This is a genomic window from Vibrio sp. SCSIO 43133, from assembly GCF_023716845.1.
In the GTDB taxonomy this organism is placed as follows: domain Bacteria; phylum Pseudomonadota; class Gammaproteobacteria; order Enterobacterales; family Vibrionaceae; genus Vibrio; species Vibrio mediterranei.
In genome coordinates this window covers 1,758,739-1,785,700 of the sequence record NZ_CP068024.1, presented here as the reverse complement: position 1 = coordinate 1,785,700, position 26,962 = coordinate 1,758,739, and the positions used below count along the sequence as shown (strand labels likewise).

The window sequence follows — 26,962 nt, the reverse complement described above, 5'->3', positions numbered from 1 at the left end:
GAGTGAAATCAGTATGAGACCAAGGCATCAAATTTACACCTTTCCAATCATTAAACTCGGGATTGCGTCGTTGATGATCCTGTCCTTGTTCGGCATTTGGTTGACGTTACAGTTCTATTTGTCCCACCCTTCTAAACAGGACTTTACTACCCCGTTAATTTCGCAAAGTCGACTCTTAAACCAACAATTAGAGACCACAATATTAAACTTAGATACATGTATTAATGGTGGCCGTTGTGAGGGTGTTAACTCAAGTTTAACCCTTCTGATGGGGGCACTTTCGGAGTTTAAATCGCTAGCTTCAAGTGATAAATCTCAGGTGAGTTTGGTCGGTGCTGTTGAGTATAGTCACCTAGAACTTGCGAGTTTGAGGTTTCAAGCGATAGACGATACTTCACTAGATGATTATCAAAGACTGAGGGAAGCGCTTAGTAGAGATTATGTAGAGATTCGTAATCGATTTGATGACCTCTTCTATGTGGAGCATCAACAAGCCATTAACGAGCTTAGATCTAGTATTGATAAACTCTTTCTGCTATTTCCGGCTATAGCATTAATCGCCATTTTTGTTGTATTAGGTGGATGGTATCGACTTAAGAAGACGGCGAGAAACAGACACTCTATCAATGAGAGTTTTCAATCTCTATCATCAAGGTTGGATTCTCTCGACTCCAAATCAATCGACGATATTTTGAATAGCGCTCACCTAGACCCTATCGAACGCAATATATACTCTAAACTTCGATTGGTATTTGAAAGGATGGATCAGCAACAAAAAGATGCGGACCTAAATCAACAACTCTATGGATTAATCGGATATGAGATACGGGGAATTACCAGTACGATCAAAGGTGGTATCCAATATTTAGTTCAAGACTCAGAAGATAGTCGTGCGGTATTGGCACAAGACATTACTTCTGCTGCAGACACCTTGTCGGAACTCGCTGAAAATTACAACCGACTGTTATCCCAAGGAAGAGACAAAGGTAATAGCCATTTCTCTTTTCTTAACACTTTGTCTGAGTTGACTGTTCATCTCAAAAGTAAACTGCATCGAGAAGAGCGAGATATTGAATGTGATTTCAATACCAACCTTCCCAATACCATTGTCGGTCACCAAACTAGCCTTTTTTGGATTCTGTTCCTCAAACTTTCAAGCGCAGTACAAATTCAAAATGACAAACAAGTCCTGTTTCAAGTAGAGATAAAAAGCTCGGACAACGTCGACAAAACACGAATGTCGTTATCAGTTACCTTTCTTACTCACTTGAATGTTGAACGTAGCAAGATTGATTCACTTCATTGGTCAGAACGCAGTGATATAACCGCTTCTAATGATGAATGGACAGAATCTATTTTGAGTAATGTCAGTTATTTTGATTCTCGTTGGTATGAATCGGGACAACAAAGACGTTATGTCATTGAATTTGATATGGAAGCTCAGAACTTCTTTACCTTCAAATCACAGCAACTTAACAATCGACATTTTGTTCTTTGTAGCCAAGGTAGGCTCTCTTTAGATCTGTTAACCAACTTGCTTACCTCTCAGGGAGCTCAAGTGACACTATGTGAAGATCCCAATGACCTATTTAGAGTGTCAGCCAATAGCACCAGTATTGATGCGATTCTCATTTCAGACACGATAGAAGGTATCCAAATGGACGCGTTTGCCAAAACACTAAGCGCCCGATTAAAACAAAATGAGACCAAGTTGTTTCTCTTGGCACATCATGCTGAGGGCATGCAAAGCGCTTTTGAGTATGTAGACAAAGTCTTCTTTACCCCTGCTCTCCCTTATGAGTTTATTCCTAACCTAACTGAGGCGTTGAACGCAGAGTCCGTTGAGGAAACATTGGAAAATAGCTCATTCTTGATTGTTGAAGATGACAAAGTGCAGCAGTTCTTGCTCAAGAGAATTTTGATGAAACAAGAATATAAAGCCGACACGGTTGGGGATGGAACTGAAGCGGTAGATTGGGTCAAAGCTCAGCGCGCTGACATTATTTTTATGGACTGCATAATGCCAGGCATGGGAGGCATTGAAGCGACCAAGCTCATCAGAAAACATGAAAGTGATAATGGCTCTACAACACCTTCAACGATTATAGGAGCCACTGCACTTACCAGTGTTGCTGAGCACAAAGCGTGTATTGAAGCAGGTATGGACTATGTCATTAGCAAACCATACAAGAGTGATGAAATTATCAAGGTGATTAAGAAGTATGTGGCATTTCAGAAGCTTAATTAGCCTTTTAGTTGGTATGACCGTCACTATGACAGTACATTCTGCAACCGTATTGGAAGCGGTAGAGATTGGGCTAAATAACAACGTGTCTCTTATCGCCAGTCGTAAAGGCGTTGAAGAAAGTGCCTACGATATTGACGTTAGCCGCTCCAGTTTCTTACCAACGATCTCAGCGGATGTAAAAACGACCTGGAACTCTACTACGACTCGTTTAAGCGGGGTAAGTGATACCAATGCAAGCTACAACGATCATGGTTATGGTCTGTCTCTGACTCAGAGTTTGTTTAATCTTCGCGATATCTATGAATACGGAACCAGTAAACTGGATTTCAGCATTGAAGAAGTAAGAAACGAGGCAAAAACTCAAGAAGTCATTCAACAGATTACTGAGCAGTATTTCGAGTTCTTAAAAAACGGCGCGAAAATCCGCGCGACGAAAGCTGAACTCGATTCGTCGATGGCTCGCCTCAAACAGATGAATCGAAATGTGTCGCTTGGTAATGTCGCAGCAAGTGAAGTTTATGAGGTGATAGCGCAAAAGGAAGGCATTGTTAACCGGCTAAGAAGTTTACAGAAAGACAAAGACGTTATATTAAACCGTCTTGCCTTGTTAACCCAGTATCCAGTAATTCCCTCTCAGGACCTAAAAGGTCAAGTACTGCTTAGTGAAATCCCGTTAGATCAACAACAAGACTTGTTGGGACAAGCGATGAAGTTTAACAACGATATCATCTTGTCCCAAAAAACCGTGGAGCGAAGTTATCGTACATTAAAGGAAACGGGCTCGAATTTTGCTCCTAATCTATCGGCAAACGCAAGTTACCGACATAACGATACGAATAACTTCGACCTGTCGACTAACCCGAACTCAACAGGGATATCGGACGATAAATCTGTTGGGCTTGTGCTTTCTGTGCCAATAACCTCTGGTGGTTCAGACTATTACTCGTATCAAAAAAATAAAAAGACCATTGAGCGTAACGAACTGCTATTAACGGACAGTCAAAACACAGTTCGCAATGATGTGGAAACCTCTATTCTCAACTTGAATGACTTTTCCCAGTCAGTTTTTACTTACGAGACCATTATTAAAGCTAACTACTCCTCATACAAAGGTATTAAGCGCGCCCATAGTTTAGGCACGCGAACAATCACAGACTTGCTCTCTGCTGAAAGTAAGTTGTTTAACAGTATTAGAGATTACGAGAGTGCTAAATATGACTATGTCATCGAGTCTATTAAGCTCGATCGACTTGTAGGTAACTTGTCGCCTTTAACCATTGAAAAAATCATGCAGATGATGGATGAAGCCTCCAGTATTCGCTATCAAGACGTTATCCCAGAGCATTTAAAAGACAACTAGCCAGAGTGATGGCCAGCGACTTATCAAAGTGAGAATTTAGAATGGACACAGCGTACTTCTCTCAGAAAATATCTTGGATGGATAAACTTTATCTAACCTTCTCGACAATAATGTCGACGCTTTTTGCGCTAGTCTTGCCATTTTCAATCTTGATCATTTTTGACCGAGTATTGCCAAATCAAGCAACGGATACCCTGTTTGCTCTTTTCGCCATTATTCTTGTGGCTATCTATTTAGATTACTTGCTTCGTATGCAAGAAGAAGTCATTACCGCTTCTTTGATGAAGAGTTTCGAACAACGGCTTACCAACAAAGTGTTTAGAGCTATTTGTCTGGCTCAAATCCCTGAGTTTAGCCGCTTGGAGCCCGGCCAGTATTTGGAGCGCATTGCTGCGATTCCAGAGTTAAAGAATTTTTTCGGTGGTGAAGTTGTTCGTGCAATTATCAATTCGGCCGTTAGCGTTATTACCATAGCGGTTATCACCATCATTAATTTATGGGCTGGAATTGCGCTCTTAGTCGCTTCTCTAGTCCTAGCTATCGCCGCATTTCGCATTTCAAATCGTAAAGTTTCTGCCCAGCAAACCAAATCAGAGATTGAAGGACTGACTAACTCAAAAATCATTGAGATTGTATCGAGCCCGTTAGATAACAAGAGCCGTACCATGGAATATCGACTTGAAAGTTTAATGACCGATATGATTAAAGCACGTGAGAAAAAGAGCATTGAGTACGAAAACCTCGAATCGCACTTCAATCTAATCTTGACCTTGATTCAACAACTATCGATAGCCGTCGTAGTGGTGTTGCTTGCAATATCTGTCATTAACTTAGAGGCAACACAAGGCGTGATGGCCGCCATCATTATGCTTACCAACCGTTATTTCTCACCCTATCAGCAAGTAATGAGGACTATTGGACGTTGGAAGCTAAATAGAGTGCAGATCATTGAGATATCGGAGATCTTAGCATTAGAAAATTTTGAAAAATCACATGAAGTTCATGCGATTCATAGTTTTGATGACATTACGATTCAACTCGATGAAAAACAGCGAATCATTATCAATCGTGGAGAGCCTATCCTACTTCAGGGTCCTTCGGGTTCAGGTAAAAGTCATCTGACTCGAAGTCTAACTTGCGATAACGAATGTGGCGATACAGTGATTCGTATAGGTGATTTATTGTTGTCTGAGCTACCTTACCATTCATGGCGCGAACAAGTTCACCGAATCGATCGTAACAGTGGCTTTGTTGAAGGCTCAATCATAGATAATTTAACCTGCTTTAGACCTATGTTAAACGGTGTCGCGTTTACTTTGTGCAAAGGACTTGCAGTTAAAAACGAAATTGATGCCTTAGAGCAAGGGTTCTATACCCAACTGAAGGGAAACAAAACTATCCCACTATCTAGGCAAGTGCAATATGCCTTGCTGATCATTCGCGCCATGCTTAGTCAGAAGAAATTGGTGATTCTTGACGATATCGATACGGTTTTCGACCCAGACTTTGCACAGCGAGTCGTGTCTATGCTCGTCCCTAAGTCTTCTGGTCAGTTTCTTATTATCGTAAGTAATAAAATCCGACCGGAATCGTATGGGTTGAAGTCGATCAAACTTTCTAAAGAGAGAGCTCACTTATGACGATACTGGTCGATTTCAATAATGTTTCCCAGCGACTAAAGGATTTTGAAGCTGAAGGGTTTGAATTCAGATATCAAGAGTCCCCTTTGCTACGTGGTCTTGCTTACACATTGATTTCTTTAGAATGGGAAGGCACACCAAGTATTTTATCCGATGCCTTTACTCCCGGTGATAACGACCAGCATGGCTTTGAATTAACACTCTCAAGGCTTGGTTATCAGTGCCGAACGACTGAGTTTAAGCGTGCTGTCGTTGAGGATCTCAAAGCGGCTAGGCTTCCTTGCTTCATTGAATTGGATAAGCTATCAGCGGTCTTGCTTGAAGTGGAAGGCAATAATGCGGTGTTATTCGATTATCGCAACAACAATACTATCTCAATTCCTATAGATGGTTTGAACTTCTCTTTAACCATCATCTCAGAATACTCGAAGCTATTCCGAGAGCCGCCTCCTGAGACTCAAGATAAAAGCAATTGGGTGAAATACACTTTCTATCGCTACAATAATGAATTCAAAAGCTTAGTGTTCCTTTCTTTGATCATTAACATTCTCAGTGCATTGCAGCCATTCTTTATTATGGGTGTCTATAATTTTGCGCTCTCTTCCAGTTCTGTGTCGACCCTGTATTGGCTGACAGTGTTTGCGATATTTCTCGCAATGGCCGAGTTCTTATTTCGACGTGTTCGTATGCGTATTCTTTCTACATCAGGGCAAGATTTAGCTGTCCATATCTCTAGAAATGTCATCGCCAAACTGCTTTGGCTGCCTTATTCAATGACTTCCAGCGCTGGGGTGTCATCCCAATTAGCAAGGCTGCGAGATATCGACCAATTCAGAAAGCTAGTCACCGCGGAATCTACGTTGAGCTATTTCGACTTGCCTTTTGTTGCGCTATTTATTCTCGCTATCACTATTCTATCTGGCTCGGCTGCGCTGACTGTCATCGCAGGCATCTTTGTTATGATCGTATTCTGTTTGTACGCTCGCTATATCTATACTCAAGCAACGTCACAAAGTTCGCGTGCTAACGCGATGGTGTCATATCAATGGAATGAAATCCTTAGAGGCATTACTACCCTACAAGGACTACCTTTGTTGCGAGTTATTCAATCTAGATTCAGAGCCGCACATGAGCAAAGCTCCAACGATGCTGCATTTGTCGCTAAGGTAAATGCTAAGATTCAAGCTATTGGTGGCGGCTTAATCCAAGCCGTTGGCACGGCAGCAATTGTTACCGCAGTCATAGGGGTAATTGACGGCACAGCAAGTGCTGGCGCAATGCTAGCAACCGTTATCTTAGTCTGGAAAGCTCTAGGGCCAATTATGGGGATCTACAACTCTTTGGCTAAATTCAAAACTATTCAATCTTCCACTGCACAGATTAATGCCTTGATGTCACTTGATGATGACAAAACGTCGATTGAGAAAAGTCCTCCAATTAGACAGTTTAATGGTGAAGTGGCGGTGAGTGGCTTGGTTCATCGCTATCAAGGTGCGACGACAGGTCTAACGAACTTGAGCCTACATATTACCCCTGGGAGCAAAGTTGCAATCTCAGGACCAGCAGGTTGTGGTAAGACGACCTTGTTGACTCTTATTGCTGGCTTGGAGCCTAGATATCAAGGCAGTGTGCTACTGGACGGTTATAATATTAAACAGTTCAACAACTATCGATATAGAAAAGGCATTAGCTATATTCCATTTGACCTCCATCTTTATGAAGGTTCACTGGAGTCGAATTACATCCTGCATAATGGCGTAATTTCAAAAGAACAAATGATGAGATCCTTTACTTTGCTCGGGCTAGAGAAATTCTTTGAGCAAGGCCTAGAGACACATATAAATACAGAGAAGCTTGCTCATCTACCTTCTGGATTACTACAAAGGTTGAGGTTGGCCATAGGGCTCGCAGATATGAGTCAAAAGATCATTCTGATTGATGAGCCCCTGATAGGCGTTGAAATTGAACATGCGACTTATATTAATCAGCTGTTCGCTGGTGTGTTAAGAGACAAAACTGTCATCTATACAACCGTAGCGCCTACATTAATTTCTAGCGCAACACATTGTTTACTTTTGGATAAAGATGGCTCTCAGAAATACTTCGGTACGCCTGATAAAGTAATGAACGCAATGGGAACTTAAAATCTCTACTACACAATTTCTATCTTGGCAGAATATCTACCTTAACAGAATTATCACTATCGTCTGAGATCACGAATGTTACCGGCATTTCATCTTTACTTATGTTCATAGTGGCGGTCACATTTAACGCTGAACCGTCACTTTTTGAGCCTTTAATCGTTAAATCTTCTGATTTTGTGACCGCGAGCGTGTTTGTTGAATCTTGATACAGAAAACGGACATTTTTGTCTTGAAATTTGACCTCACATGGTTGTGAAGATTGACAAACAACCTCGCTAGACTCCTTATGGCTAATGGTTCTGTATGTAAATGCTGCAATTAGCACCACCATCATGATGATAATTTGAACAAGCCTACCTTTTGTTAACTTCTGTGCTGGCATATTTACGTGTTCTCCGTGTAACAAACTTCAAAGTTTTGAAATAAATGGTCAAAAACCCGACCAACCATAAGGTTACTACCCTGTTTTTGATTTGTTAATTGAAGTATTATTGTTGGCTGAAAATGCTACTTTTTGTTAAATCCCGAAAGCTGAGTAACGTTTTGATTAGGCGTTAGTTCTTCTGAAGGGTTGGGTAGCATTACGACATGTGTCGTGTTGGAAGTAAAGTGTAGTTAATTAGAAAATTGGAAGCATGTTAATGAGCCAAGAAAAGCAGCTTGAACAAGTCTACAACTATACCGTCGTACGCCAGTTCACTTTAGTGACGATTCTTTGGGGTATTGTTGGTATGGCAGTAGGTGTTTTGATTGCCGCTCAATTAGTTTGGCCACAGCTCAACTTTGATACGCCGTGGTTGACGTACAGTCGTTTACGTCCTTTGCATACTAATGCGGTAATCTTTGCGTTTGGTACTAGTGCTCTGTTTGCAACGTCTTATTATGTTGTGCAGCGTACGTGTCAAACGAGATTATTTGGGGGCCCTCTTGTCGCATTCACCTTTTGGGGATGGCAAGCAATTATTTTAGCCGCTGCAATTACTTTACCGTTGGGTTTCACCTCTGGTAAAGAATACGCAGAATTAGAATGGCCAATCGATATCGCTATTGCAGTGGTATGGGTATCTTACGCGATTGTGTTCTTTGGAACACTTATCAAGCGAAAGACATCGCATATCTATGTAGCGAACTGGTTCTTTGGAGCGTTCATCATTACCGTCGCGGTACTTCATATCGTGAACAGTATGGCAATTCCAGTATCAATGGGTAAATCTTACTCTGTGTACTCTGGTGCCGTCGATGCGATGGTTCAATGGTGGTATGGTCACAACGCGGTAGGTTTCCTTCTTACGGCAGGTTTCTTAGGTATGATGTACTACTTCGTACCAAAGCAAGCTGAACGTCCTGTTTACTCTTACCGTCTATCGATCGTTCACTTCTGGGCGCTTGTTTCTCTGTATATCTGGGCTGGTCCTCACCACCTACACTATACAGCTCTACCTGACTGGACTCAGTCTTTAGGTATGGTGATGTCTTTGGTTCTATTCGCGCCTTCTTGGGGTGGTATGATCAACGGTATCATGACGCTGTCTGGTGCTTGGCATAAGCTGCGTTACGACCCAATTCTTCGTTTCTTGATCGTTTCTCTGTCGTTCTACGGTATGTCAACGTTCGAAGGCCCGATGATGTCTATTAAGACAGTTAACGCATTGTCTCACTACACTGACTGGACTATCGGTCACGTACACTCTGGTGCTCTAGGTTGGGTTGCGATGGTATCTATCGGTTCGGTATACCACCTAATCCCTCGCCTATTCGGCCAAGAGCGCATGTACTCTGTAGGTCTTATTAATGCTCACTTCTGGTTGGCTACAATTGGTACGGTGCTCTACATCGTAGCAATGTGGATCTCAGGTGTAATGCAAGGTCTAATGTGGCGTGCAGTTAACTCAGACGGTACGCTGACTTACAGCTTCGTAGAATCTGTACAAGCGTCTTACCCATTCTATACCGTTCGTTTCATTGGTGGTTTCATCTTCCTAGCAGGTATGTTCCTAATGGCATACAACGCTTATAAGACAATCACTGCAACGAAAGGTAGCTTGAAAGCTATCCCTCAACCGGCTTAAGGAGATTAAAAATGAGCTCAAACTCTAACAATCGCCATGAAGTCGTTGAACGTAACGTTGGCTTACTGGCTATCCTAATCGTATTCGCAATCAGCTTGGGCGCACTTGTTGAAATCACACCACTGATTTTCCAAAAGCAAACGACTGAACCTGTGAAAAACCTACGTGCGTACAGTGCACTAGAAATGGAAGGTCGCGATATCTATATTCGTGAAGGTTGTAACGTTTGTCACAGCCAAATGATTCGCCCATTCCGTTCAGAGACTGAGCGTTACGGTCACTACTCTGTCGCTGGTGAAAGCGTTTGGGAACACCCATTCCTATGGGGTTCTAAGCGTACTGGCCCAGATCTAGCTCGTGTTGGTGGACGTTACTCAGATGAGTGGCATCGTGTTCACCTAATTGATCCTCGTGAATTGGTTCCAGAATCAAACATGCCAGGCTTCCCTTGGCTTGAGGAAAACGTACTGGATGGCAAACTGACGCAGAAGAAACTTGAGATCTTCCGCAATCAATTTGGTGTTCCATACACGGACGAGCAAATCGCAAATGCATCTAAAGACGTAGAAGGTAAAACAGAGATGGACGCCATCATTGCTTATCTTCAATCTTTAGGCCATGCGATGAAATAAGGAGGGGCTTATGGATATCGGTACTATTCACAGTATTTGGACCATAGTTTTGTTCGCGAGCTTTATCGGTGTTGTGTGGTGGGCTTTCGGTAAAAGTCGTAAATCACGATTCGAAGAAGATGCAAACCTAGTATTCGCTGACGAGCAAAAACCCACCTCCGAAGAAAAAGGAGTGACTAAGTAATGACTACATTCTGGAGTCTATGGATTATTGTCATCACTGTCGGCACGTTGCTTGGTTGCGCAGCTATCCTGTATTGGTGTGTTCGCGACAAAATGGGTGTCGAAGAAGGCGAAGATATGGGACACGAGTACGATGGTATTCGTGAACTAAACAACCCACTGCCTAAGTGGTGGACTTATTTGTTCGTCGGTACGTTCGTATTTGCAGCAATCTACCTTGCGCTATATCCGGGTCTAGGTAGTTATAAAGGCCTTCTAGGCTGGCAAAGTTCGGACCAAACAGTACGTTCGATTGAAGAGTCAAAAGCATCGATTGCCGCTGCACAGAGCAACAAGTCTCTTGTACAGTATGCAAAAGAGCTAGATGACGCAGAAACTCACTTTGGTGAGGCATTCAACCGTCTAGCGAAGTCTTCGGATGGTGCGTTGCGCCCTATCCCAGAAATCGCAGCAGACAGTGAAGCAATCAAAGTAGGTCAACGTTTGTTCCTACAAAACTGCTCTCAATGTCACGGCTCAGATGCGCGTGGTCAAACTGGCTTCCCTAATCTAACGGACGATGCGTGGCTATATGGTGGTGAACCAGAAGCTATCGTAACTACTGTTATGCAGGGTCGTATCGGTCAAATGCCAGCGTGGAAAGACGCGTTGGGCGAAGATGGCGTTCGTGAAGTAGTCAGCTACACACTGAGCCTATCAGGTCGTAAAGTTAACGCACGTGAAGCAGAAGCAGGCAAAGCTCGTTTTGTAGTCTGTGCAGCGTGTCACGGTACAGACGGTAAGGGTAACCCTGCTGTAGGTGCTCCTGATCTGACTGACCAAGTTTGGCTATTTGGTGATTCTCGTGCTGCTGTGACTGAAACAGTCATGAATGGTCGTTCTGGTGTTATGCCAGCATGGAAAGACATTCTAGGTGAAGAAAAAGTACAGCTGGTTTCAGCGTACGTTTGGAGCCTAAGTAATTCCGACAAATAAGTAACATTTCAATAACAGCCCCTTGTAAGGGGCTGTCTTTTCTAGATAAATTATAATTTCTTTCTTAGTTAGCTGTTGAGAACTTTTTTATGGTAAAGCCTTGGTATAAACAATTCTGGCCGTGGTTTCTAATCGCGTTGCCGCTTATCGTTGTGATTGCAACTGTCTACAGAATTTCACTGTTATTAGACAACAAAGTCAATCTGGTTGCTGAGGATTACTATAAAAAAGGCAAGGGAATTAACGTTGATCTAACCAAGATTAATGTCGCTAAAGAATTGGGGCTAAATGCTACGGTTTCGTCTGCTGGAGACACTATTCTGATTACGCTTCAGAAAGGTCAACTGCCCCACTTTCCAGCTCTCACTGCTACTTTTACTCACCGTACTCTGCCGGATAGAGACTTTGAAAAACTCTTAACTGCCGATGCTAAAGGCACTTATCGCCTTGTATTGGACCATGATGTGCAAGGACCTTGGTTCGTTGAACTACAGCCACATGACCAAGCGTGGATGGTTCAAGGTCGAGTCACTTTTCCAACTGAAACTGATGTAGTGTTGTTAGATTAGATTATGTGTAAGACGTGTTATCACTGCGGTGAAGATGTACCAGCCAACACGAACTTCAGCGTAGACATATTAGGTGCAGAACGGGACATGTGTTGTCCCGGCTGTGAAAGCGTGGCTCAAACCATCGTGGATAGCGGATTAGTCTCCTACTATCAGTATCGAACAGCACCGGCAGAGAAAGCCGATCTCGTCCCAGAACAATTGCGGTCGCTAATTCATTATGACAATGAAGATGTACAAGCTGAATTTGTACGGAACAACGAAGATACCAAAGAGGTGACATTGTCACTTGATGGTGTATCCTGCGCGGCTTGTGCGTGGTTAATAGAAAAACGTATGGCTGTCGAGCCTGGTGTGCTGTCTATTCGCGTTAATACAACCACCAACCGTGCTCTGCTTAAGTGGGACAAAACCAAAACACAACTCAGCCAACTGCTCTCTTCTATCCATTCTTTAGGCTACAAAGCAGCACCTTTTGAGGCCGATAAACAAGAGGCTGCTTACCACGCTACCATGAAGCAGTATCTATATCGTCTGGGTATTGCTGGCCTCGCCACCATGCAAGTTATGATGCTTGCAGTGGCATTGTATCTAGAGGTGTTTGGTGATTTAGAACCGGAATTTAAAAACTATTTCCGATGGGTCAGTTTGATATTCGCAACGCCTGTTCTTCTATATTCCGCCCTACCGTTTTATATCAATGCTTGGAGAAGTATTAGAGGTCGAACACTAGGGATGGATGTTCCTGTCTCCATCGCTCTCATTCTTGCATACGTGGCCAGTTTAGTTGCTACCGTGGCAGAAAAAGGTGAGGTGTTCTTTGAATCGATCTCTATGTTCACCTTCTTCTTGCTCGTTGGACGGTATCTAGAGATGCGTGCTCGTCGTAAGGCAGCTGCAGCAAGCGGTAACCTGCTTAAGCTTGTTCCTGCGATAGCCAACAAATTAGATGGCGACCAAGTACCAGTAAAATCACTACAAATCGGTGACCAGATCAAAGTACTACCAGGTGAACATATCCCAGCAGATGGGATCGTGCTAAGTGGTCGTATTCATATCGATGAGTCGATGCTGACTGGTGAACCTCTGCCTGTAGTTAAAAGCAAAGACGACTTTGTGTATGCAGGTACGTTGAATGGCGATGAAGCTTTCGACTTAGAAGTGCGCTCGACCAAAGCTGACTCCATGATCTCAAGCATTGTGAGGTTGCAAGATGAAGCGCAGTTAACTAAGCCCAAGATAGCTGAAATAGCCGATATCGTTGCACGCTATTTTGTGGCAATTATATTAATTATCGCTGCAGGAACATGGTTCTATTGGCATCAGACTAAGCCAGACGACGCATTCTGGATCATGTTGTCTGTCCTTGTTGCAACCTGCCCTTGTGCTCTTTCGCTGGCGACTCCTACAGCGATTACTTGCTCTAGTTCAAGAATGGGCACTCTTGGTATTTTGTCTCGTAGAGGTCATGTCTTTGAGACCTTATGTAAGGTAAATCATCTTGTTGTCGATAAAACGGGAACGTTGACACATGGCGACATCGAAATTGCTAAAACCAATTTGTTTGGTGATTTATCAGAGCAGCAAGCGTTGGAGTTAGCAGCCGCTCTAGAAAGTCATGCCAACCATCCTATTGCTCGCGCGTTTAAACCATACTTAAACCGTGAATTAGTGGTGAACAGCGTCGAAAACGTTATCGGCTCTGGGCTGACGGGGTATTTCGGTGATTCCTTAGTAAAAATAGGCAATGCTTCTTTTGTACTTGGTAGAACCGATAATGCTCGTAACAGCGTATATATGTCTATCAATGGTGAACATGTAGCGACATTTATATACCGAGATCCGATTCGAAAAGAAGCTGCTGAGTTCATTGATAAGATGCGTGCGGCAGGTGTAAAAACCACATTGTTAACTGGCGATACGATGGCAAATGCCGAAGTAGTTGCAAAAGAAGTGGGTATCGATGACGTGGTCGCCAGTGCTTCACCAAGTGATAAGCTAGACTATCTTAAATCTCTGGGTAGTAATGATGTATCTATGATGATCGGCGATGGTATTAATGATGCACCAACTCTGGCGGGCGCTCACCTGTCTATTGCTATGGGTGGCGGTACGGACGTTGCTAAAGCTTCGGCAGATTTAGTGTTGCTAGGAGACCGACTTAATAAGATCTTGACTGCTCGAGAGTTAGCGATAAGAACAAGAAAGATTATTAGAGAGAACCTAGCTTGGTCTTTAGGGTATAATCTTCTCATCCTACCTCTCGCGGTTGCAGGTCTTGTCGCGCCTTACATCGCAGTAGTAGGAATGTCAGCGAGTTCTATCATCGTTGTTTCAAACTCGCTGCGCTTGCTCAAAGAAGAAGGTAAGTAACATGGAAAGCATCTACATATTGATCCCAATTGCTATTGTCTTAGTTTGTGTCGCAGTTGGTATCTTCCTATGGGCAGTAAAGAGTGAGCAGTTTGAAGATCTTGAAAGACAAGGTCACAATATTCTGTTTGATGAAGATGTAGAGCAGAAAAAGGATACCAAGAAGGATTCAAAAGAGTGACATTGGATCTTTTAGGCGCCTTTACTATCGGCTTACTCGGCGCCGGCCACTGCATGGGAATGTGTGGTGGCATAGCCTCCCTCCTTTCTATCGGACAACCGAATAAAACCCCTACCACTCTTATCGTCAATTACAATCTTGGCCGTTTGATCAGTTATGCATTGATAGGTAGTGTTGTAGGTGGAACGATTGCAGGGATTGCGTCGCTTTCCCAGTTTAATCATGCACTTGCTATTCTGCGCATCATTGCAGCCGCCTTTATGGTGTTGCTTGCCTTCTACGTAGGGCGTTGGTGGAATGGCTTGTTAATTGTTGAAAAGCTGGGTCAGTCGTTATGGAAACGAATTTCACCTTTCGCAAACCAATTACTTCCTTTAAAGCACAGCAGCTATGCTATCCCCTTTGGTTTTCTTTGGGGCTGGTTGCCTTGTGGACTTGTTTATTCAACATTAACGTGGGCAGCGGTTTCTGGAAGCGCATTGGGAGGCGCCGCCACCATGTTAGCGTTTGGACTAGGTACACTGCCAGCGATGCTACTTGTTGGAACGAGCGCAACAAAATTAAAAAACCTGCAAAATTCGCTCATATTCCGTAATATCGCAGCGATTTCTATACTTGTATATGGCCTGTATACAGGTTATGAATCGGTGATGATTTTTAACGCAAACTAATAGATGATTGTTTTATCATTGATTTTTTAGCTACCCTTAAGGGGTAATGAATGATAAAATCTTGATGTACATCAAATAGTGAAAGGTTGTTATGATTTCTGAAAAACCTGTAGCAAAACGTATTCAGTCCGGTGGCTGTGCCATCCATTGTCAAGATTGTAGTATTAGTCAGCTGTGTATCCCCTTTACTTTGAATGAATCTGAGCTCGATCAACTCGACCAAATCATTGAACGTAAAAAGCCGATTCAAAAAGGCCAAGAGCTTTTTAAAGCGGGTGATGAACTTAAGTCTCTCTATGCTATTCGCTCTGGCACAATCAAGAGCTATACCATCACAGAACAAGGTGACGAGCAAATTACAGCATTCCACCTTGCTGGTGATCTTGTAGGTTTTGACGCAATTACGGGTGATGAACACCCTAGTTTTGCACAAGCACTTGAAACATCAATGGTTTGCGAGATTCCTTACGAAATTCTAGATGATTTGTCAGGAAAAATGCCTAAGCTTCGTCAACAAATTATGCGTTTGATGTCGAACGAGATCAAAGGCGACCAAGAAATGATTCTACTGCTTTCTAAAAAGAACGCAGAGGAGCGTTTGGCCGCTTTCTTATATAATTTGTCGACACGCTTTTCTCAACGAGGCTTTAGTCCTAGAGAATTCCGTCTCACTATGACTCGTGGTGACATTGGTAACTACCTTGGTCTGACTGTCGAAACAATCAGTCGCCTATTGGGTCGCTTCCAAAAATCTGAAGTATTAAGTGTAAAAGGTAAATACATTACCATTATCGATCACGATGCTTTGATGGAAATGGCTGGCGTTACCAAAGAGTAAACTGACGTTTTTATCAGAACTCTACAACCTTTCAAAAAGTGGCTCTATGATGAGCCACTTCAAATTTCTACCTACCTGTTCTCCGATTTTTCTAAAAAAATTCATAGATTTGCGCTAAAGTTAATTTAGGTTATAGCCCAAATAGGTAGGGAGTATCTATGAGCATTTACAGTAAAATCCTCGTCGTTGCGAACCTCAATAGCGATGAGCAACCTGCCCTTGCTCGTGCGGTTCAACTTGCTAAGAAGAGTAAATCCAGAAGCCATATTTCGTTCTTCTTATCTATCTACGACTTTTCCTACGATATGACATCTATGCTTTCGCATGAAGAGCGTGACGCAATGCGACGCGGTGTGATTCAGCAACGTGAAGAGTGGATGCGCAATGTTGCCAAACCGTTTATCGATGACAGTTTTGATTTCGATGTAAAAGTTGTTTGGCACAATCGCCCTTATGTCGCCATCGTAGAAGAAGTGTTTGAAGGGAAGCACGATATTGTCATTAAAGCGACGCGCAAGCACGACATCTTAGAGTCTGTCATTTTCACCCCGACAGATTGGCATTTGTTAAGAAAATGCCCAGTGCCTGTATTACTGGTTAAAAATTCAGACTGGCCAGAACACGCTAACATTATTGCATCAGTGCATGTTGGCTCTGAAAACCCAACCCACATCGATCTTAATGACTGTATGGTCAAACAGCTTGATAGTTTAACTGAACGCCTTGGCGCAACGGGTTATTTGGTTAACGCCTACCCTGTCACCCCAGCAAATATTACCATTGAGCTTCCTGAGTTCGATCCTGCAACCTATACCGATGCAGTTCGTGGCCATCATTTGACAGCGATGAAAGCCCTAAGACAAAAACACGGTTATTCAGAAGAGCATACTATTGTTGAACAAGGCTTGCCGGAAGATATCATCCCTGATGTATCACGTCAGCTTGATGCAGGTATGGTCATACTTGGTACTACTGGACGTACGGGTTTATCGGCGGTGTTCATCGGCAATACGGCTGAACATGTGATTGATAAGATAAACTGCGACGTAATGGCATTAAAACCTGAAGGTTACATCAGCCCATTAGACCCAAGCCAAGCCTGATAAGTACGTTTCCCCTATGCAGGCAGGAATAGACTTGAACAGGACATTGAATCCTTAACATGATTCTGGATTGGGAATGTATAAAGATATAAATTCAGAATGCCTACTACAGAAAAGAAAGCGCCCCTCTAACGAGGGGCGCTTTCTTTATTAGATTTCGTAATTAAACATTGGTCACATCAATAAACATCGATTCATCGATATTAGTTGAAGAAACTGTCGCTTCGCTAAAGTCATAAGCTTCTCGTTCCCCTTCACGATCAAGTGGGAGGTTGACGAAGTCAAATAATTCACGATCAGCTAACTGGCTTGGGCTAACGTTTTGAATCGATTTGAAGATGCTCTCTACACGCCCTGGAGTTTTCTTATCCCAATCGATCAGCATGGCCTTGATTGATTGACGCTGTAAGTTTTCTTGCGACCCACATAGGTTACAAGGAATAATAGGGAACTCTTTATGCTCTGCGTAGCGAATCAGATCTTTCTCACGGCAGTACGTCAACGGACGAATAACAACGTTACGACCGTCGTCTGAACGCAGTTTTGGTGGCATTGCTTTGAGACGGGAACCATGGAACATATTTAGGAACATGGTTTCTACAATGTCATCTAAATGGTGACCCAATGCTATTTTCGTTGCGCCAATCTTCTCAGCGAAAGAGTATAGCGTGCCGCGACGTAATCGAGAGCATAAACCACATGTTGTTTTGCCCTCAGGGATCTTCTCTTTCACTACTGAGTAGGTGTCTTTATCCACAATGTAATATGGAATGTTTAGTGTCTCGAAGTAGTCAGGCAAAATATGCTCAGGGAACCCTGGCTGTTTTTGATCTAAGTTTACGGCCACAACATCAAACTTGATAGGCGCTGCTTTTTGAAGATTAAGCAGGATATCGAGCATCGCAAATGAGTCTTTACCACCACTAATACACGCCATTACAACATCGTTCTCTTCTATCATGTTGTAATCTATGATCGCGTTTCCAACATTTCTTCTAAGGCGCTTTTGAAGTTTGTTGAATTCTAGGGTTTCTTTTCTTGTATCTATTTGGGTCATCGCGGGCTCTCACATTGCCGACAGATGTCGACGGTTGGATTTCCTATCAAGGGTTTATCTGGGGCGTGGATTATACGAGCTTTTTTGCCATTATTAAATGGTTGTTTCAAGTTGAGTTGTAGTGAGCGGATTTACAAGTGGGTTTGTAGCATAAAGAAGGATTCAATCCTCTCAGGTAAAGAGGATTGAATGTTTAGAAGCTTATTTAGCTGCTGGTAGATATGGCAGTACACGCAGTGTCTGTGCTGGAAGCGTGATATAGCCATTTTCGCCAATATCCGCTAGTTTGACTTGTGCTTTTCCATTCTCGATCGGTTGTACTTTACCATTAGAAAAAGCGATTGAGCCAGATACGTCAGATGCAAACTCAAGTGTCACTCCTTCTACGTCAGGAGTAAACCAACTTGCAAACATGCCACCTAAGTCTTCTAACATAGTCTGCATTTGAGGCAGTAAGTTGTTTATTTCACTGTAAGAGACTTCTCCCGATAAAGGCTGTTTGGTCAGTACTACCATAGAGAAATCACATCGCTTGTCCTGCGGCGTATGTACAAATACCAACGGGTTGGCTTGCTTTAGATTACTGTCTAGAGGAACGAGTAATTCATTCGCAGCGCTCGTTTGAAGATCTTCATAATGTTCTTCTTTCTCCATCCAGGCTTTTTCGATTGTACAAAGTGATTTGTTGTCTGCATCAACAAAGAAAAAACCGACTTTCACGTCTTCATGGCCTTCTTTGGCATTATTCTTCATTTGCGAATAAAGCTTTGAGTAGGTAAACATGTATTCTTGAGCTAACGTAGGCAGCGTAAATGTACTCGCCGCCAATCCCAACAGGGCTAGATTTATTACTTTCATAAGTTATTGTTTTTGTGTCCAGAATTCTTCATTATGACGAATCATTGCTTGCAGGTCTTTGACGTATGCCTCACCTCGCTCTGAGTAACGCAATAATCCGTTCGTCATTTCCAATGCAGCGGCTTCCGTTCGCGGATCTTGCTCTTTGTCTCTTATGTTGGCACGAATCTCTCTCAATTCTTGGTAAGCACGATTACGGTTAACGTTCATAAAGTAACCATGAATTGACCCTTGCGGGGAATCAAACTTTGCAACTTCGTGTGTTTTACCTTCACTTCTTTGTAAAGGAACCAGCCCACAACCTTTGCTATAGCACCACTGACCAAAGTAATTATTGGCCTCTTTAGCAAATCGAGAAGTGCCCCAAGCTGATTCATTTGCCGCTTGAGTAAGTACAAGAGCTTCAGGAAGGACATCGACCCTGTGCAACATATCTTCAAGCCATTCTAAAGTCACTTCTGTGGGTTCGAGCGAATACAGTTTTCCTAATCGTTTAGCGGTCTCAATTTGTTCTGAGCTTAGTGAATTCTCATGTTGTAGAGCCGTTTTCATATCCAATAATCGTTTGCGCTCTTTCTGTACACGTGCATTTTCTATTTCGACACCCGGACGCAAGTAATCAAAGAAGGTTTTCTTTTTGGTACGCGTATCGGTAATTGTAGCTGTGTCAGGTTTGGATTCAGAAATCGGCGTTAACGTCGAATCTAGTTGCTCAGTGTCATCCTGTTTTTCATAGAAAAATAAAAAAGCGCTCCCCGACAGGAGAGCGATAATTGAAAGAATTTTGCGTGACTTACGCATCAAATACCTCTGGATTCTTATTTGGCTTGTCATCGTTTCTCGGAGGTGGTGGCGTATTGTCATCGTTATCACGATGATCCGAGTCGTCATTTGAGCCGCTGTCATCTTGAGACGCCACAATTTTCAGTTTGATGCCAAACATCTCTCGGTAAAGGATTCCCTTTACATGGAAGAAGAATGGCAACACAAAAATTAGACCGATTCCGTAGAACATGGCCCCAGCAATAAACATCAATACTAACAGAATGTAAATTCCTGCTAGTACGAATATCTTTTTATTTACTGCTCGTAATGAAAGTAAAAGCGACTGCAATGGCGGAACTTTCTTTTCACAAATAAGCAGAATCGATTGGCTAAAAGCTAACGATAAATACATAGACAAGAACGGCAGGATCATACTAACCATCCCTTGTAGTACAAGGCTAAACAGAGTTGCAATAATCACTGGGACAGTAAACTGCAGACCTTTTGCAATATGACGTGGCTTTGTAGTGAGTCCAGCAGCGTGGCTCATTGCCATCAACGAGATACCTGCATAAACCGGTGCACTTACTACTTCATAACTGAAGTTGGCGACAAATATAGCTTGAAAAATTTGTTCGTTCAAAAGAGATGGATCTTGGAACGCTTGTAAGATCACTGACGGGTCGCCAAGTTGCAATTGCAGCGCTATATAGAAGATTCCTAACTGCACAAAAATCAGTGCGATAATAGCAGGAGAGAAAGACATAAAATGCTTGGTGGTTTGCTTCCAAGCTTCTTGAAACACCGCTCCGGCTTTAAGTTCATACTGGCCGGACACCGCGCGCTCAATGCTTCCACCTAGATTGAAGTCTCTTTCAAAATCGTTTTTCATAGTATTTCCAAGTTACATCCACATCGCGAATGTGTAATTTCTTCGTTGAAAAGGCTGCGCCATTATAGCGGGAACAACAATGTATTATCACTGTTATAACCTTGCTTTCTTGTCTTTTTGGATGATAATTAACCACTTGATAAGGCGAAAATTTCGACTCAGTAAGTTCTTAACTTAGTATGGTAAATAATCTTTAGTTTTACCTGCAAAATTTTTTCTGTTTCGAGGTAAGAAAATGCTTTGAATTCACTCAATTGGTGATTATGATGCGCGCCTTAAATGTGTATAGCAACCGGCCAATTATAAAATTTCGGCCAAGGTGGAGAAAAACAGACGTTGAACGCTAAACATTCAGTAGGAACACCAGTAGTACAGCTATCAGGTGTAAGTAAAAGTTTCGATGGTAAGGAAATCATCGCGAATCTTAACTTAAACGTTAATCATGGTGAGTTTCTCACTATTTTGGGTCCTTCGGGCTGTGGTAAAACTACCGTACTTCGAATGATTGCTGGTTTTGAAACGGTTGATAATGGCCGAATTACCCTAGCTGACCAAGATGTAACGGACGTCCCTGCTGAACAGAGGCATGTAAACACCGTTTTTCAGAGCTATGCCCTATTCCCTCATATGACCGTGTTTGAAAACGTGGCATTTGGTTTGCGCATGCAGAAAGTACCTAACGCAGAAGTTGAACCACGTGTTCTCGAAGCGCTAAAAATGGTACGTCTTGAAAAGATGGCACAACGTAAGCCGCATCAGCTATCTGGTGGACAGCAACAGCGTATCGCTATAGCTCGAGCAGTTGTTAACAAACCAAAAGTATTGCTTCTCGACGAATCGTTATCTGCTCTTGATTACAAACTGCGTAAGCAAATGCAGATCGAGCTTAAACAGCTACAACGTCAATTAGGTATTACCTTTATTTTCGTTACCCACGACCAAGAAGAAGCGTTGTCAATGTCTGACCGTATTATCGTAATGCGTGATGGTGTGATTGAACAAGACGGTTCGCCTCGCGAAATCTATGAAGAGCCTAAAAACCTGTTCGTAGCGCGCTTCATTGGCGAAATTAACGTGTTTAACGCTATTGCTCGCGAGAGAATTGATGACAAGCGCATCAAAGCAGAGATCGAAGGTCAAGAGAGCATCGTCTATTACGACAAAGCGTTTGAAGCAGGAGAAAAGCTTCAAGTTCTTTTGCGTCCTGAAGATTTGCGCATTGAAGAGATCAAAGAATCTGAGAATAAAGGTATCGTTGGTCACGTTGCAGAACGTACTTATAAAGGTATGACTTTAGATTCAGTTATCGAACTAGAATCAAGTATGCGTGTCATGGTCAGCGAATTCTTTAACGAAGATGATCCTGATGTTGACCACTCGTTAGGTCAAAAAGTGGCGGTAACTTGGGTAGAGAGCTGGGAAGTGGTGCTAAAAGATGAGCAAGAGATTTAATTTACAAAACGCCATCATCACTCTGATCGTTAGCTGGTTGGTACTGTTTGTACTCATTCCTAACGTGATGATCATTGGCACCAGTTTCTTAACCCGAGACGAAGCCAACCTCATTGAGATGACGTTTACGTTAGACAACTACGCAAGACTGTTGGACCCACTTTATGCCAAGGTGTTGTTCCATTCATTCTACATGGCGATAGTTGCAACTTTGATTTGCTTAGTCATTGGCTATCCGTTCGCGTATATCGTCGCAAAGATGCCTGAGAAATGGCGTCCGTTTATGTTGTTCCTGGTCATCGTACCTTTTTGGACTAACTCTTTGATCCGTACTTACGGCTTGAAGATTGTGCTCGGTACACAAGGTATCTTGAACAAAAGCTTATTGGCATTAGATATTATCGACAAACCGCTACGCATCATGTACACCGAAACAGCAGTGATGATCGGCCTAGTATATATTCTGTTGCCATTTATGATTTTGCCGCTCTACTCCGCAATCGAAAAACTCGATGGTACATACATTGAGGCTGCAAAAGATTTAGGTGCTAACAAATGGCAAACGCTAACGAAAGTTATTTTGCCGCTCACTATGCCTGGCATTATTGGTGGCTGCTTGCTAGTTCTGTTGCCAGCACTTGGTATGTTCTATATCGCTGACCTACTTGGCGGTGCGAAGAACTTACTAATTGGTAACGTTATTAAGAGTCAGATTTTGAATGCACGTGATTGGCCGTTTGGTGCTGCGACGAGTATCGCTCTTACCGCTGCTATGGCAGTAATGTTGTATGCCTACTACCGAGCAGGCAAGCTCTTGAATCGTAAAGTGGAGCTAGAATAATGGGACGCGTAGTTAGATTTAGTTTTATGTCGGTAGTTTATGCGTTCTTATATCTACCGATCATCGTATTGATTGCCAACTCGTTCAATGCCAATAAATTTGGTATGAAATGGGGAGGTTGGACAACAAAGTGGTATCACGCTTTAGTCAACAACGACAGCTTAATGCAGGCAGCATGGCATTCACTTAATGTGGCTGTGTTTTCTGCAACTGCAGCTACGATAATTGGTAGCTTAACCGCAGTTGCCCTCTTCCGTTACCAGTTTAAAGGTAAAGGTGCGGTTAGCGGACTGCTGTTCATTGTCATGATGTCTCCTGACATTGTTATGGCAATCTCATTGTTGGCTATTTTCCTAGTATTGGGGGCACAACTTGGCTTCTTTAGCTTGTTAATTGCGCATATTACATTCTGTCTTCCTTTTGTTGTTGTCACTGTTTACAGCCGACTAAAGGGATTCGATGTAAAAATGCTTGAAGCTGCGAAAGACTTAGGTGCGGGTGAATGGACAATCCTGAAACAGATAATCCTGCCTCTTGCTAAACCTGCTGTTGCCGCTGGTTGGCTGTTGTCATTTACGCTTTCATTGGATGACGTTATTGTCAGCTCGTTTGTAACAGGCCCGACATACGAAATCCTACCGTTAAAGATCTACTCAATGGTAAAAGTGGGTATTTCGCCAGAGGTGAATGCACTGGCCACCATTATGTTAATTGTCTCTCTAATTCTTGTTGTTGCCTCGCAACTGCTTGCTAGAGAGAAAGTGAAATAAATCAGTAAAATCGCTATTTTATTTGCGGGAGCAGAATGGCGTCGACATTCTGCTCTTTTTCTATCTATGCCTTCGGGCAGCGTTTGTTTTGGAGCTAACGTCAATGAAAAAATGGGCTACTTTATTAGCTGGTAGTGCATGTGCACTCTCTCTACTTTCAGGAGCAGCGAGTGCTAAAGATGATCAAGAATTAGTATTTATGAACTGGGGGCCGTATATCAATAGCAGCATCCTAGAACAATTTACTAAAGAAACTGGCATTAAAGTGATCTACTCAACTTATGAGTCGAACGAAACTTTATATGCAAAGCTAAAAACGCATAACAAGGGTTACGACTTAGTTGTTCCTTCAACCTACTTCGTGGCGAAAATGCGCGATGAAGGTATGCTACAGAAAATTGACAAATCAAAGCTGTCGAATTTCAGCAACCTAGATTCTAACTACTTGGATAAGCCATACGATCCTAACAATGACTACTCTATTCCACACGTCGTTGCGATTACAGGTTTAGCCGTCAATACAGACATGTATGACCCAGAAGAGTTTACTAGCTGGGCTGACCTTTGGAAACCGGAGCTAGAAGGTCAATTGATGCTTATGGATGATACTCGTGAAGTATTCCATATTGCTTTACGTAAACTTGGTTACTCGGGTAACACCACGGATAAAGCACAGATCGACGAGGCGTACACCGAATTACAAAAACTGATGCCAAACGTATTGGTATTTAACTCTGATAACCCAGGTGCACCATACATGTCTGGCGAAGTTGGTGTTGGTATGCTTTGGAACGGTTCAGCCGCTGCAGCGCAAAACGAAGGACTTCCAATCAAGCTTGTATTCCCTAAAGAAGGTGGCATTGGTTGGGTAGACAATTTCGCAATTAGCTCTGGAGCGAGAAACGTCGAAGCGGCTCATAAGATGATAGATTTCTTGCTGCGTCCTGAAATTGCTGAACAAATTTCTCGAGATACTGGTTACTTAACAGCCGTTAAAGCATCAAATGAAAAGTTCAAGGACAGCCCTGCTCTATTCCCTTCTCAAGAAGACTTAGATCGCGTTGAATGGCAAGACGCTGTTGGTGATAAAACTGTGGTTTATGAAGATTATTTCTTGAAGCTCAAAGCTGGTCAGTAACTCATAGCGAAATTGATAAAAAGGTGGCATTTGCCACCTTTTTTCATGATTGAGCTGCTATATCATTCTAAACGTTTAATTTTTGTAAATTCCTACATAGAGTATTCAATCATTGACTGATATAATGTTGTGATGCACATCAAATAATGATGGCGTGCAAAGTAATATAGGAACCCCTACTTTCCTATATTGTCATGTCTCCTAGAGACTCTTTGTCTACCAATACAAACGGAAAAGTAATGAAAAGCAAATTGTATGCAGGCGCACTTTGTGCGGCGACTCTTCTCACTACCCCGGCGTTTGCAGCCAACGAAGAACTTTACTTCTACAACTGGTCTGAATACATTCCTAGCGAAGTACTAGAAGACTTTACCAAAGAAACTGGTATCAAAGTCATCTACTCTACTTATGAATCCAACGAAAGCATGTACGCTAAGCTAAAGACCCAAGGTTCAGGTTACGATCTTGTCGTACCATCGACCTACTTCGTGTCTAAGATGCGTAAAGAAGGCATGCTTCAAGAGATTGATAAAGAAAAACTTACTCACTTTAAAGATTTGGATCCTAATTATTTAGACAAACCTTTTGATCCAGATAACAAATACTCAATCCCTTATATCTGGGGTGCAACCGGTATTGGTATCAATACTGACATGCTTGATAAATCAGCAGTAAGCTCTTGGGATGACCTTTGGGATCCTCAGTGGGAAGGCCAGTTGATGATGATGGATGACTCTCGTGAAGTATTCCATATTGCATTGACTAAATTAGGTTATTCACCGAATACTACAAATCCAGACGAAATCAAAGCAGCGTATGAAGAACTAAGAAAGCTAGTACCAAACGTTTTGGTGTTTAACTCTGATTTCCCTGCTAACCCGTACCTTGCTGGTGAAGTGTCACTTGGCATGCTATGGAACGGTTCAGCGTACATGGCCCGTCAAGAAGGTGCGTCAATTGATATTGTTTGGCCTGAGAAAGGTGCAATTTTCTGGATGGACAGTCTTGCTATCCCTTCAGGTGCCAAAAACGTTGATGCTGCACACAAGATGATCGACTTCTTATTGCGTCCAGAAAATGCAGCGAAAATTGCTTTAGAGATTGGCTATCCGACTCCAGTTAAGACGGCTTATCCTCTACTTCCAAAAGAGTTTGCTAACGATCCAAACGTGTTCCCACCACAAGAAGTGATGGATTCAGGTACATGGCAAGATGAAGTTGGCGAAGCTGGTGCGCTGTACGAAGAGTACTTCCAAAAGCTAAAAGTAGACAACTAAGCACAGTTTTTTCAATGAATAATAAAATAGCCCTCAAGTACGAGGGCTATTTTTATTTAAGTCGACAATCGATGACCTTATGAAGCTGCCTTATCTTCGGTCTGTAACGCTAAAATCTCTCTGACCAGTTTTGGCACTTCTATGCTTGCCTTGCCATAGCGCTTCTCTTCAAACTCACTTTGAACCGCACTAGGTTCTAAGTTAATTTCAATCGTATGCGCGCCATGCATTTTTGCGTCATGGACAAAACCTGCTGCAGGATAAACTACCCCAGAGGTACCTATAGATATGAACAAGTCTGCTTTTTCTAATGCCGCATAGATATCACCCATTTTTAACGGCATTTCGCCAAACCAAACTATATGAGGGCGCATTTGTGATGGAATCTGGCAACAATGGCACAAATCACCCGTTTCGATGTCATTCACCATTTCGACGACCTGTCCTGACTCAGAGCAGCGAGCACGAAGCAACTCTCCGTGCATATGGATGATATTCTCACTACCGCCACGCTCATGAAGGTTATCGATGTTTTGTGTGATAACCGTTACTGTCCCCTCTAACTGCCTTTCTAGGTCCCCAAGAGCAATATGAGCCGCATTAGGTCGGATATCGGTTTGTTGAAGCTTCTGACGTCGTTGATTGTAGAAGCTTTGGACTAACTCTGGGTTTCTCGCAAATCCTTCAGGGGTCGCTACATCTTCGATGCGATGATTTTCCCAAAGTCCATCTTGTGCACGAAAAGTCTGTATTCCTGATTCTGCCGAAATACCTGCCCCGGTTAAAACGACAACATTTTTATAGGGAAACTTCATAAACACTCCTTGTGCTGACTTATCGTTGTTTTAATAAGAGTAACACGGAAGCAATAACAACAGTAGTTTTGGGGATTAGACCATAGTCTAAATTTACTTAGATTCAGTAAG

The 26,962-nt window shown here is 42.6% G+C and carries 25 protein-coding genes; 19 read left to right on the top strand and 6 right to left on the bottom strand.

Annotation, left to right across the window (positions count from 1 at the left end; translation table 11 throughout):
- Window positions 1-13: 13 nt before the first annotated feature.
- The 4 genes from JKJ11_RS08510 to JKJ11_RS08495 are packed head-to-tail and all read left to right on the top strand — an operon-like array spanning window position 14 to window position 7,392.
- Window positions 14-2,248, top strand: coding sequence for a response regulator (locus JKJ11_RS08510; protein ID WP_252039078.1), 2,235 nt, complete (start codon window positions 14-16; stop codon window positions 2,246-2,248).
- The gene (locus tag JKJ11_RS08505) at window positions 2,223-3,608 is read left to right on the top strand and encodes a TolC family protein (RefSeq protein WP_240205893.1); all 1,386 of its coding nucleotides are present in this window, start codon (window positions 2,223-2,225) and stop codon (window positions 3,606-3,608) included. Before JKJ11_RS08510 ends, JKJ11_RS08505 begins: the two co-directional genes overlap by 26 nt.
- Window positions 3,609-3,649: 41 nt before the next feature.
- Window positions 3,650-5,248 (top strand): ABC transporter transmembrane domain-containing protein, encoded by a 1,599-nt coding sequence (locus JKJ11_RS08500; RefSeq protein WP_252039077.1) that lies wholly within the window; start codon window positions 3,650-3,652, stop codon window positions 5,246-5,248.
- The gene (locus JKJ11_RS08495; protein WP_252039075.1) at window positions 5,245-7,392 is read left to right on the top strand and encodes an ATP-binding cassette domain-containing protein; all 2,148 of its coding nucleotides are present in this window, start codon (window positions 5,245-5,247) and stop codon (window positions 7,390-7,392) included. The genes JKJ11_RS08500 and JKJ11_RS08495 overlap by 4 nt, the downstream gene beginning before the upstream one ends.
- Window positions 7,393-7,411: 19 nt before the next feature.
- Here the strand turns inward: JKJ11_RS08495 and JKJ11_RS08490 are convergent, their stop codons facing one another.
- Entirely contained in the window at window positions 7,412-7,774 is a 363-nt protein-coding gene (locus JKJ11_RS08490) for a hypothetical protein (protein ID WP_006074499.1), read from the bottom strand.
- Window positions 7,775-8,033: 259 nt separating this feature from the next.
- Between JKJ11_RS08490 and ccoN the strand changes: the two genes are divergently transcribed.
- From ccoN to uspE, 10 genes are all read left to right on the top strand, one after another.
- Window positions 8,034-9,461, top strand: coding sequence for a cytochrome-c oxidase, cbb3-type subunit I (gene ccoN / locus JKJ11_RS08485; protein WP_006074498.1), 1,428 nt, complete (start codon window positions 8,034-8,036; stop codon window positions 9,459-9,461).
- Window positions 9,462-9,472: 11 nt separating this feature from the next.
- Window positions 9,473-10,093 (top strand): cytochrome-c oxidase, cbb3-type subunit II, encoded by a 621-nt coding sequence (gene ccoO, locus JKJ11_RS08480; RefSeq protein WP_006074497.1) that lies wholly within the window; start codon window positions 9,473-9,475, stop codon window positions 10,091-10,093.
- A 10-nt stretch (window positions 10,094-10,103) separates the two neighbouring features.
- A complete protein-coding gene (locus tag JKJ11_RS08475) occupies window positions 10,104-10,277 on the top strand; it encodes a cbb3-type cytochrome oxidase subunit 3 (RefSeq protein ID WP_006074494.1) in 174 nt (57 codons plus the stop codon).
- Window positions 10,277-11,251 carry a cytochrome-c oxidase, cbb3-type subunit III gene (gene ccoP / locus JKJ11_RS08470; RefSeq protein ID WP_006074493.1) on the top strand — a complete coding sequence of 325 codons (975 nt, stop codon included), beginning with the start codon at window positions 10,277-10,279 and terminating at the stop codon, window positions 11,249-11,251. Before JKJ11_RS08475 ends, ccoP begins: the two co-directional genes overlap by 1 nt.
- Window positions 11,252-11,340: 89 nt before the next feature.
- A complete protein-coding gene (locus tag JKJ11_RS08465) occupies window positions 11,341-11,820 on the top strand; it encodes a FixH family protein (protein ID WP_062460436.1) in 480 nt (159 codons plus the stop codon).
- Window positions 11,821-11,823: 3 nt separating this feature from the next.
- Window positions 11,824-14,193, top strand: coding sequence for a heavy metal translocating P-type ATPase (locus JKJ11_RS08460; protein ID WP_252039074.1), 2,370 nt, complete (start codon window positions 11,824-11,826; stop codon window positions 14,191-14,193).
- Window position 14,194: 1 nt separating this feature from the next.
- Window positions 14,195-14,374, top strand: a complete 180-nt coding sequence (ccoS, locus tag JKJ11_RS08455; protein WP_006074487.1) for a cbb3-type cytochrome oxidase assembly protein CcoS — start codon at window positions 14,195-14,197, stop codon at window positions 14,372-14,374.
- Complete coding sequence (locus JKJ11_RS08450) at window positions 14,371-15,045, top strand: sulfite exporter TauE/SafE family protein (protein ID WP_006074486.1); 675 nt, start codon at window positions 14,371-14,373, stop codon at window positions 15,043-15,045. Before ccoS ends, JKJ11_RS08450 begins: the two co-directional genes overlap by 4 nt.
- A gap of 91 nt (window positions 15,046-15,136) precedes the next feature.
- Entirely contained in the window at window positions 15,137-15,883 is a 747-nt protein-coding gene (gene fnr, locus JKJ11_RS08445) for a fumarate/nitrate reduction transcriptional regulator Fnr (RefSeq protein ID WP_006074485.1), read from the top strand.
- Between the two features lie 158 nt (window positions 15,884-16,041).
- The gene (gene uspE, locus JKJ11_RS08440) at window positions 16,042-16,986 is read left to right on the top strand and encodes a universal stress protein UspE (RefSeq protein WP_006074483.1); all 945 of its coding nucleotides are present in this window, start codon (window positions 16,042-16,044) and stop codon (window positions 16,984-16,986) included.
- Between the two features lie 163 nt (window positions 16,987-17,149).
- Here uspE and ttcA read toward each other — a convergent pair whose 3' ends face one another.
- From ttcA to JKJ11_RS08420, 4 genes are all read right to left on the bottom strand, one after another.
- Window positions 17,150-18,043 carry a tRNA 2-thiocytidine(32) synthetase TtcA gene (gene ttcA / locus JKJ11_RS08435; RefSeq protein WP_006074480.1) on the bottom strand — a complete coding sequence of 298 codons (894 nt, stop codon included), beginning with the start codon at window positions 18,041-18,043 and terminating at the stop codon, window positions 17,150-17,152.
- Window positions 18,044-18,244: 201 nt separating this feature from the next.
- On the bottom strand, window positions 18,245-18,901 hold the full coding sequence (locus tag JKJ11_RS08430; RefSeq protein ID WP_236110652.1) for a DUF2987 domain-containing protein: 657 nt from the start codon (window positions 18,899-18,901) through the stop codon (window positions 18,245-18,247).
- Window positions 18,902-18,904: 3 nt separating this feature from the next.
- Window positions 18,905-19,702 (bottom strand): glucosaminidase domain-containing protein, encoded by a 798-nt coding sequence (locus JKJ11_RS08425; RefSeq protein WP_252039072.1) that lies wholly within the window; start codon window positions 19,700-19,702, stop codon window positions 18,905-18,907.
- The gene (locus JKJ11_RS08420; RefSeq protein WP_006074477.1) at window positions 19,695-20,558 is read right to left on the bottom strand and encodes a hypothetical protein; all 864 of its coding nucleotides are present in this window, start codon (window positions 20,556-20,558) and stop codon (window positions 19,695-19,697) included. Before JKJ11_RS08420 ends, JKJ11_RS08425 begins: the two co-directional genes overlap by 8 nt.
- A gap of 336 nt (window positions 20,559-20,894) precedes the next feature.
- Here JKJ11_RS08420 and potA point away from each other — a divergent pair, with 336 nt between their 5' ends.
- From potA to JKJ11_RS08395, 5 genes are all read left to right on the top strand, one after another.
- Complete coding sequence (gene potA, locus JKJ11_RS08415; protein WP_252039071.1) at window positions 20,895-22,010, top strand: spermidine/putrescine ABC transporter ATP-binding protein PotA; 1,116 nt, start codon at window positions 20,895-20,897, stop codon at window positions 22,008-22,010.
- Window positions 21,994-22,851 carry a spermidine/putrescine ABC transporter permease PotB gene (gene potB, locus JKJ11_RS08410; RefSeq protein ID WP_006075155.1) on the top strand — a complete coding sequence of 286 codons (858 nt, stop codon included), beginning with the start codon at window positions 21,994-21,996 and terminating at the stop codon, window positions 22,849-22,851. Before potA ends, potB begins: the two co-directional genes overlap by 17 nt.
- Window positions 22,851-23,621: a spermidine/putrescine ABC transporter permease PotC gene (gene potC / locus JKJ11_RS08405; protein ID WP_006075154.1), complete on the top strand. Its 771-nt coding sequence runs from the start codon at window positions 22,851-22,853 to the stop codon at window positions 23,619-23,621. The genes potB and potC overlap by 1 nt, the downstream gene beginning before the upstream one ends.
- A gap of 103 nt (window positions 23,622-23,724) precedes the next feature.
- Window positions 23,725-24,759, top strand: coding sequence for an extracellular solute-binding protein (locus JKJ11_RS08400; protein WP_006075153.1), 1,035 nt, complete (start codon window positions 23,725-23,727; stop codon window positions 24,757-24,759).
- 239 nt (window positions 24,760-24,998) lie between these two features.
- On the top strand, window positions 24,999-26,036 hold the full coding sequence (locus JKJ11_RS08395) for an extracellular solute-binding protein (protein ID WP_006075152.1): 1,038 nt from the start codon (window positions 24,999-25,001) through the stop codon (window positions 26,034-26,036).
- A 77-nt stretch (window positions 26,037-26,113) separates the two neighbouring features.
- Here JKJ11_RS08395 and cobB read toward each other — a convergent pair whose 3' ends face one another.
- Window positions 26,114-26,851 carry a Sir2 family NAD+-dependent deacetylase gene (cobB, locus tag JKJ11_RS08390; RefSeq protein WP_006075151.1) on the bottom strand — a complete coding sequence of 246 codons (738 nt, stop codon included), beginning with the start codon at window positions 26,849-26,851 and terminating at the stop codon, window positions 26,114-26,116.
- Window positions 26,852-26,962 lie beyond the last annotated feature (111 nt).

Bases quoted from the DNA above. Each gene is read 5' to 3' on its own strand.
- JKJ11_RS08510 (WP_252039078.1), top strand. From the start codon at position 14: ATGAGACCAAGGCATCAAATTTACACCTTTCCAATCATTAAACTCGGG.
- JKJ11_RS08505 (WP_240205893.1), top strand. From the start codon at position 2,223: ATGTGGCATTTCAGAAGCTTAATTAGCCTTTTAGTTGGTATGACCGTC.
- JKJ11_RS08500 (WP_252039077.1), top strand. From the start codon at position 3,650: ATGGACACAGCGTACTTCTCTCAGAAAATATCTTGGATGGATAAACTT.
- JKJ11_RS08495 (WP_252039075.1), top strand. From the start codon at position 5,245: ATGACGATACTGGTCGATTTCAATAATGTTTCCCAGCGACTAAAGGAT.
- JKJ11_RS08490 (WP_006074499.1), bottom strand. From the start codon at position 7,774: ATGCCAGCACAGAAGTTAACAAAAGGTAGGCTTGTTCAAATTATCATC.
- ccoN (WP_006074498.1), top strand. From the start codon at position 8,034: ATGAGCCAAGAAAAGCAGCTTGAACAAGTCTACAACTATACCGTCGTA.
- ccoO (WP_006074497.1), top strand. From the start codon at position 9,473: ATGAGCTCAAACTCTAACAATCGCCATGAAGTCGTTGAACGTAACGTT.
- JKJ11_RS08475 (WP_006074494.1), top strand. From the start codon at position 10,104: ATGGATATCGGTACTATTCACAGTATTTGGACCATAGTTTTGTTCGCG.
- ccoP (WP_006074493.1), top strand. From the start codon at position 10,277: ATGACTACATTCTGGAGTCTATGGATTATTGTCATCACTGTCGGCACG.
- JKJ11_RS08465 (WP_062460436.1), top strand. From the start codon at position 11,341: ATGGTAAAGCCTTGGTATAAACAATTCTGGCCGTGGTTTCTAATCGCG.
- JKJ11_RS08460 (WP_252039074.1), top strand. From the start codon at position 11,824: ATGTGTAAGACGTGTTATCACTGCGGTGAAGATGTACCAGCCAACACG.
- ccoS (WP_006074487.1), top strand. From the start codon at position 14,195: ATGGAAAGCATCTACATATTGATCCCAATTGCTATTGTCTTAGTTTGT.
- fnr (WP_006074485.1), top strand. From the start codon at position 15,137: ATGATTTCTGAAAAACCTGTAGCAAAACGTATTCAGTCCGGTGGCTGT.
- uspE (WP_006074483.1), top strand. From the start codon at position 16,042: ATGAGCATTTACAGTAAAATCCTCGTCGTTGCGAACCTCAATAGCGAT.
- ttcA (WP_006074480.1), bottom strand. From the start codon at position 18,043: ATGACCCAAATAGATACAAGAAAAGAAACCCTAGAATTCAACAAACTT.
- JKJ11_RS08430 (WP_236110652.1), bottom strand. From the start codon at position 18,901: ATGAAAGTAATAAATCTAGCCCTGTTGGGATTGGCGGCGAGTACATTT.
- JKJ11_RS08425 (WP_252039072.1), bottom strand. From the start codon at position 19,702: ATGCGTAAGTCACGCAAAATTCTTTCAATTATCGCTCTCCTGTCGGGG.
- JKJ11_RS08420 (WP_006074477.1), bottom strand. From the start codon at position 20,558: ATGAAAAACGATTTTGAAAGAGACTTCAATCTAGGTGGAAGCATTGAG.
- potB (WP_006075155.1), top strand. From the start codon at position 21,994: ATGAGCAAGAGATTTAATTTACAAAACGCCATCATCACTCTGATCGTT.
- potC (WP_006075154.1), top strand. From the start codon at position 22,851: ATGGGACGCGTAGTTAGATTTAGTTTTATGTCGGTAGTTTATGCGTTC.
- JKJ11_RS08400 (WP_006075153.1), top strand. From the start codon at position 23,725: ATGAAAAAATGGGCTACTTTATTAGCTGGTAGTGCATGTGCACTCTCT.
- JKJ11_RS08395 (WP_006075152.1), top strand. From the start codon at position 24,999: ATGAAAAGCAAATTGTATGCAGGCGCACTTTGTGCGGCGACTCTTCTC.
- cobB (WP_006075151.1), bottom strand. From the start codon at position 26,851: ATGAAGTTTCCCTATAAAAATGTTGTCGTTTTAACCGGGGCAGGTATT.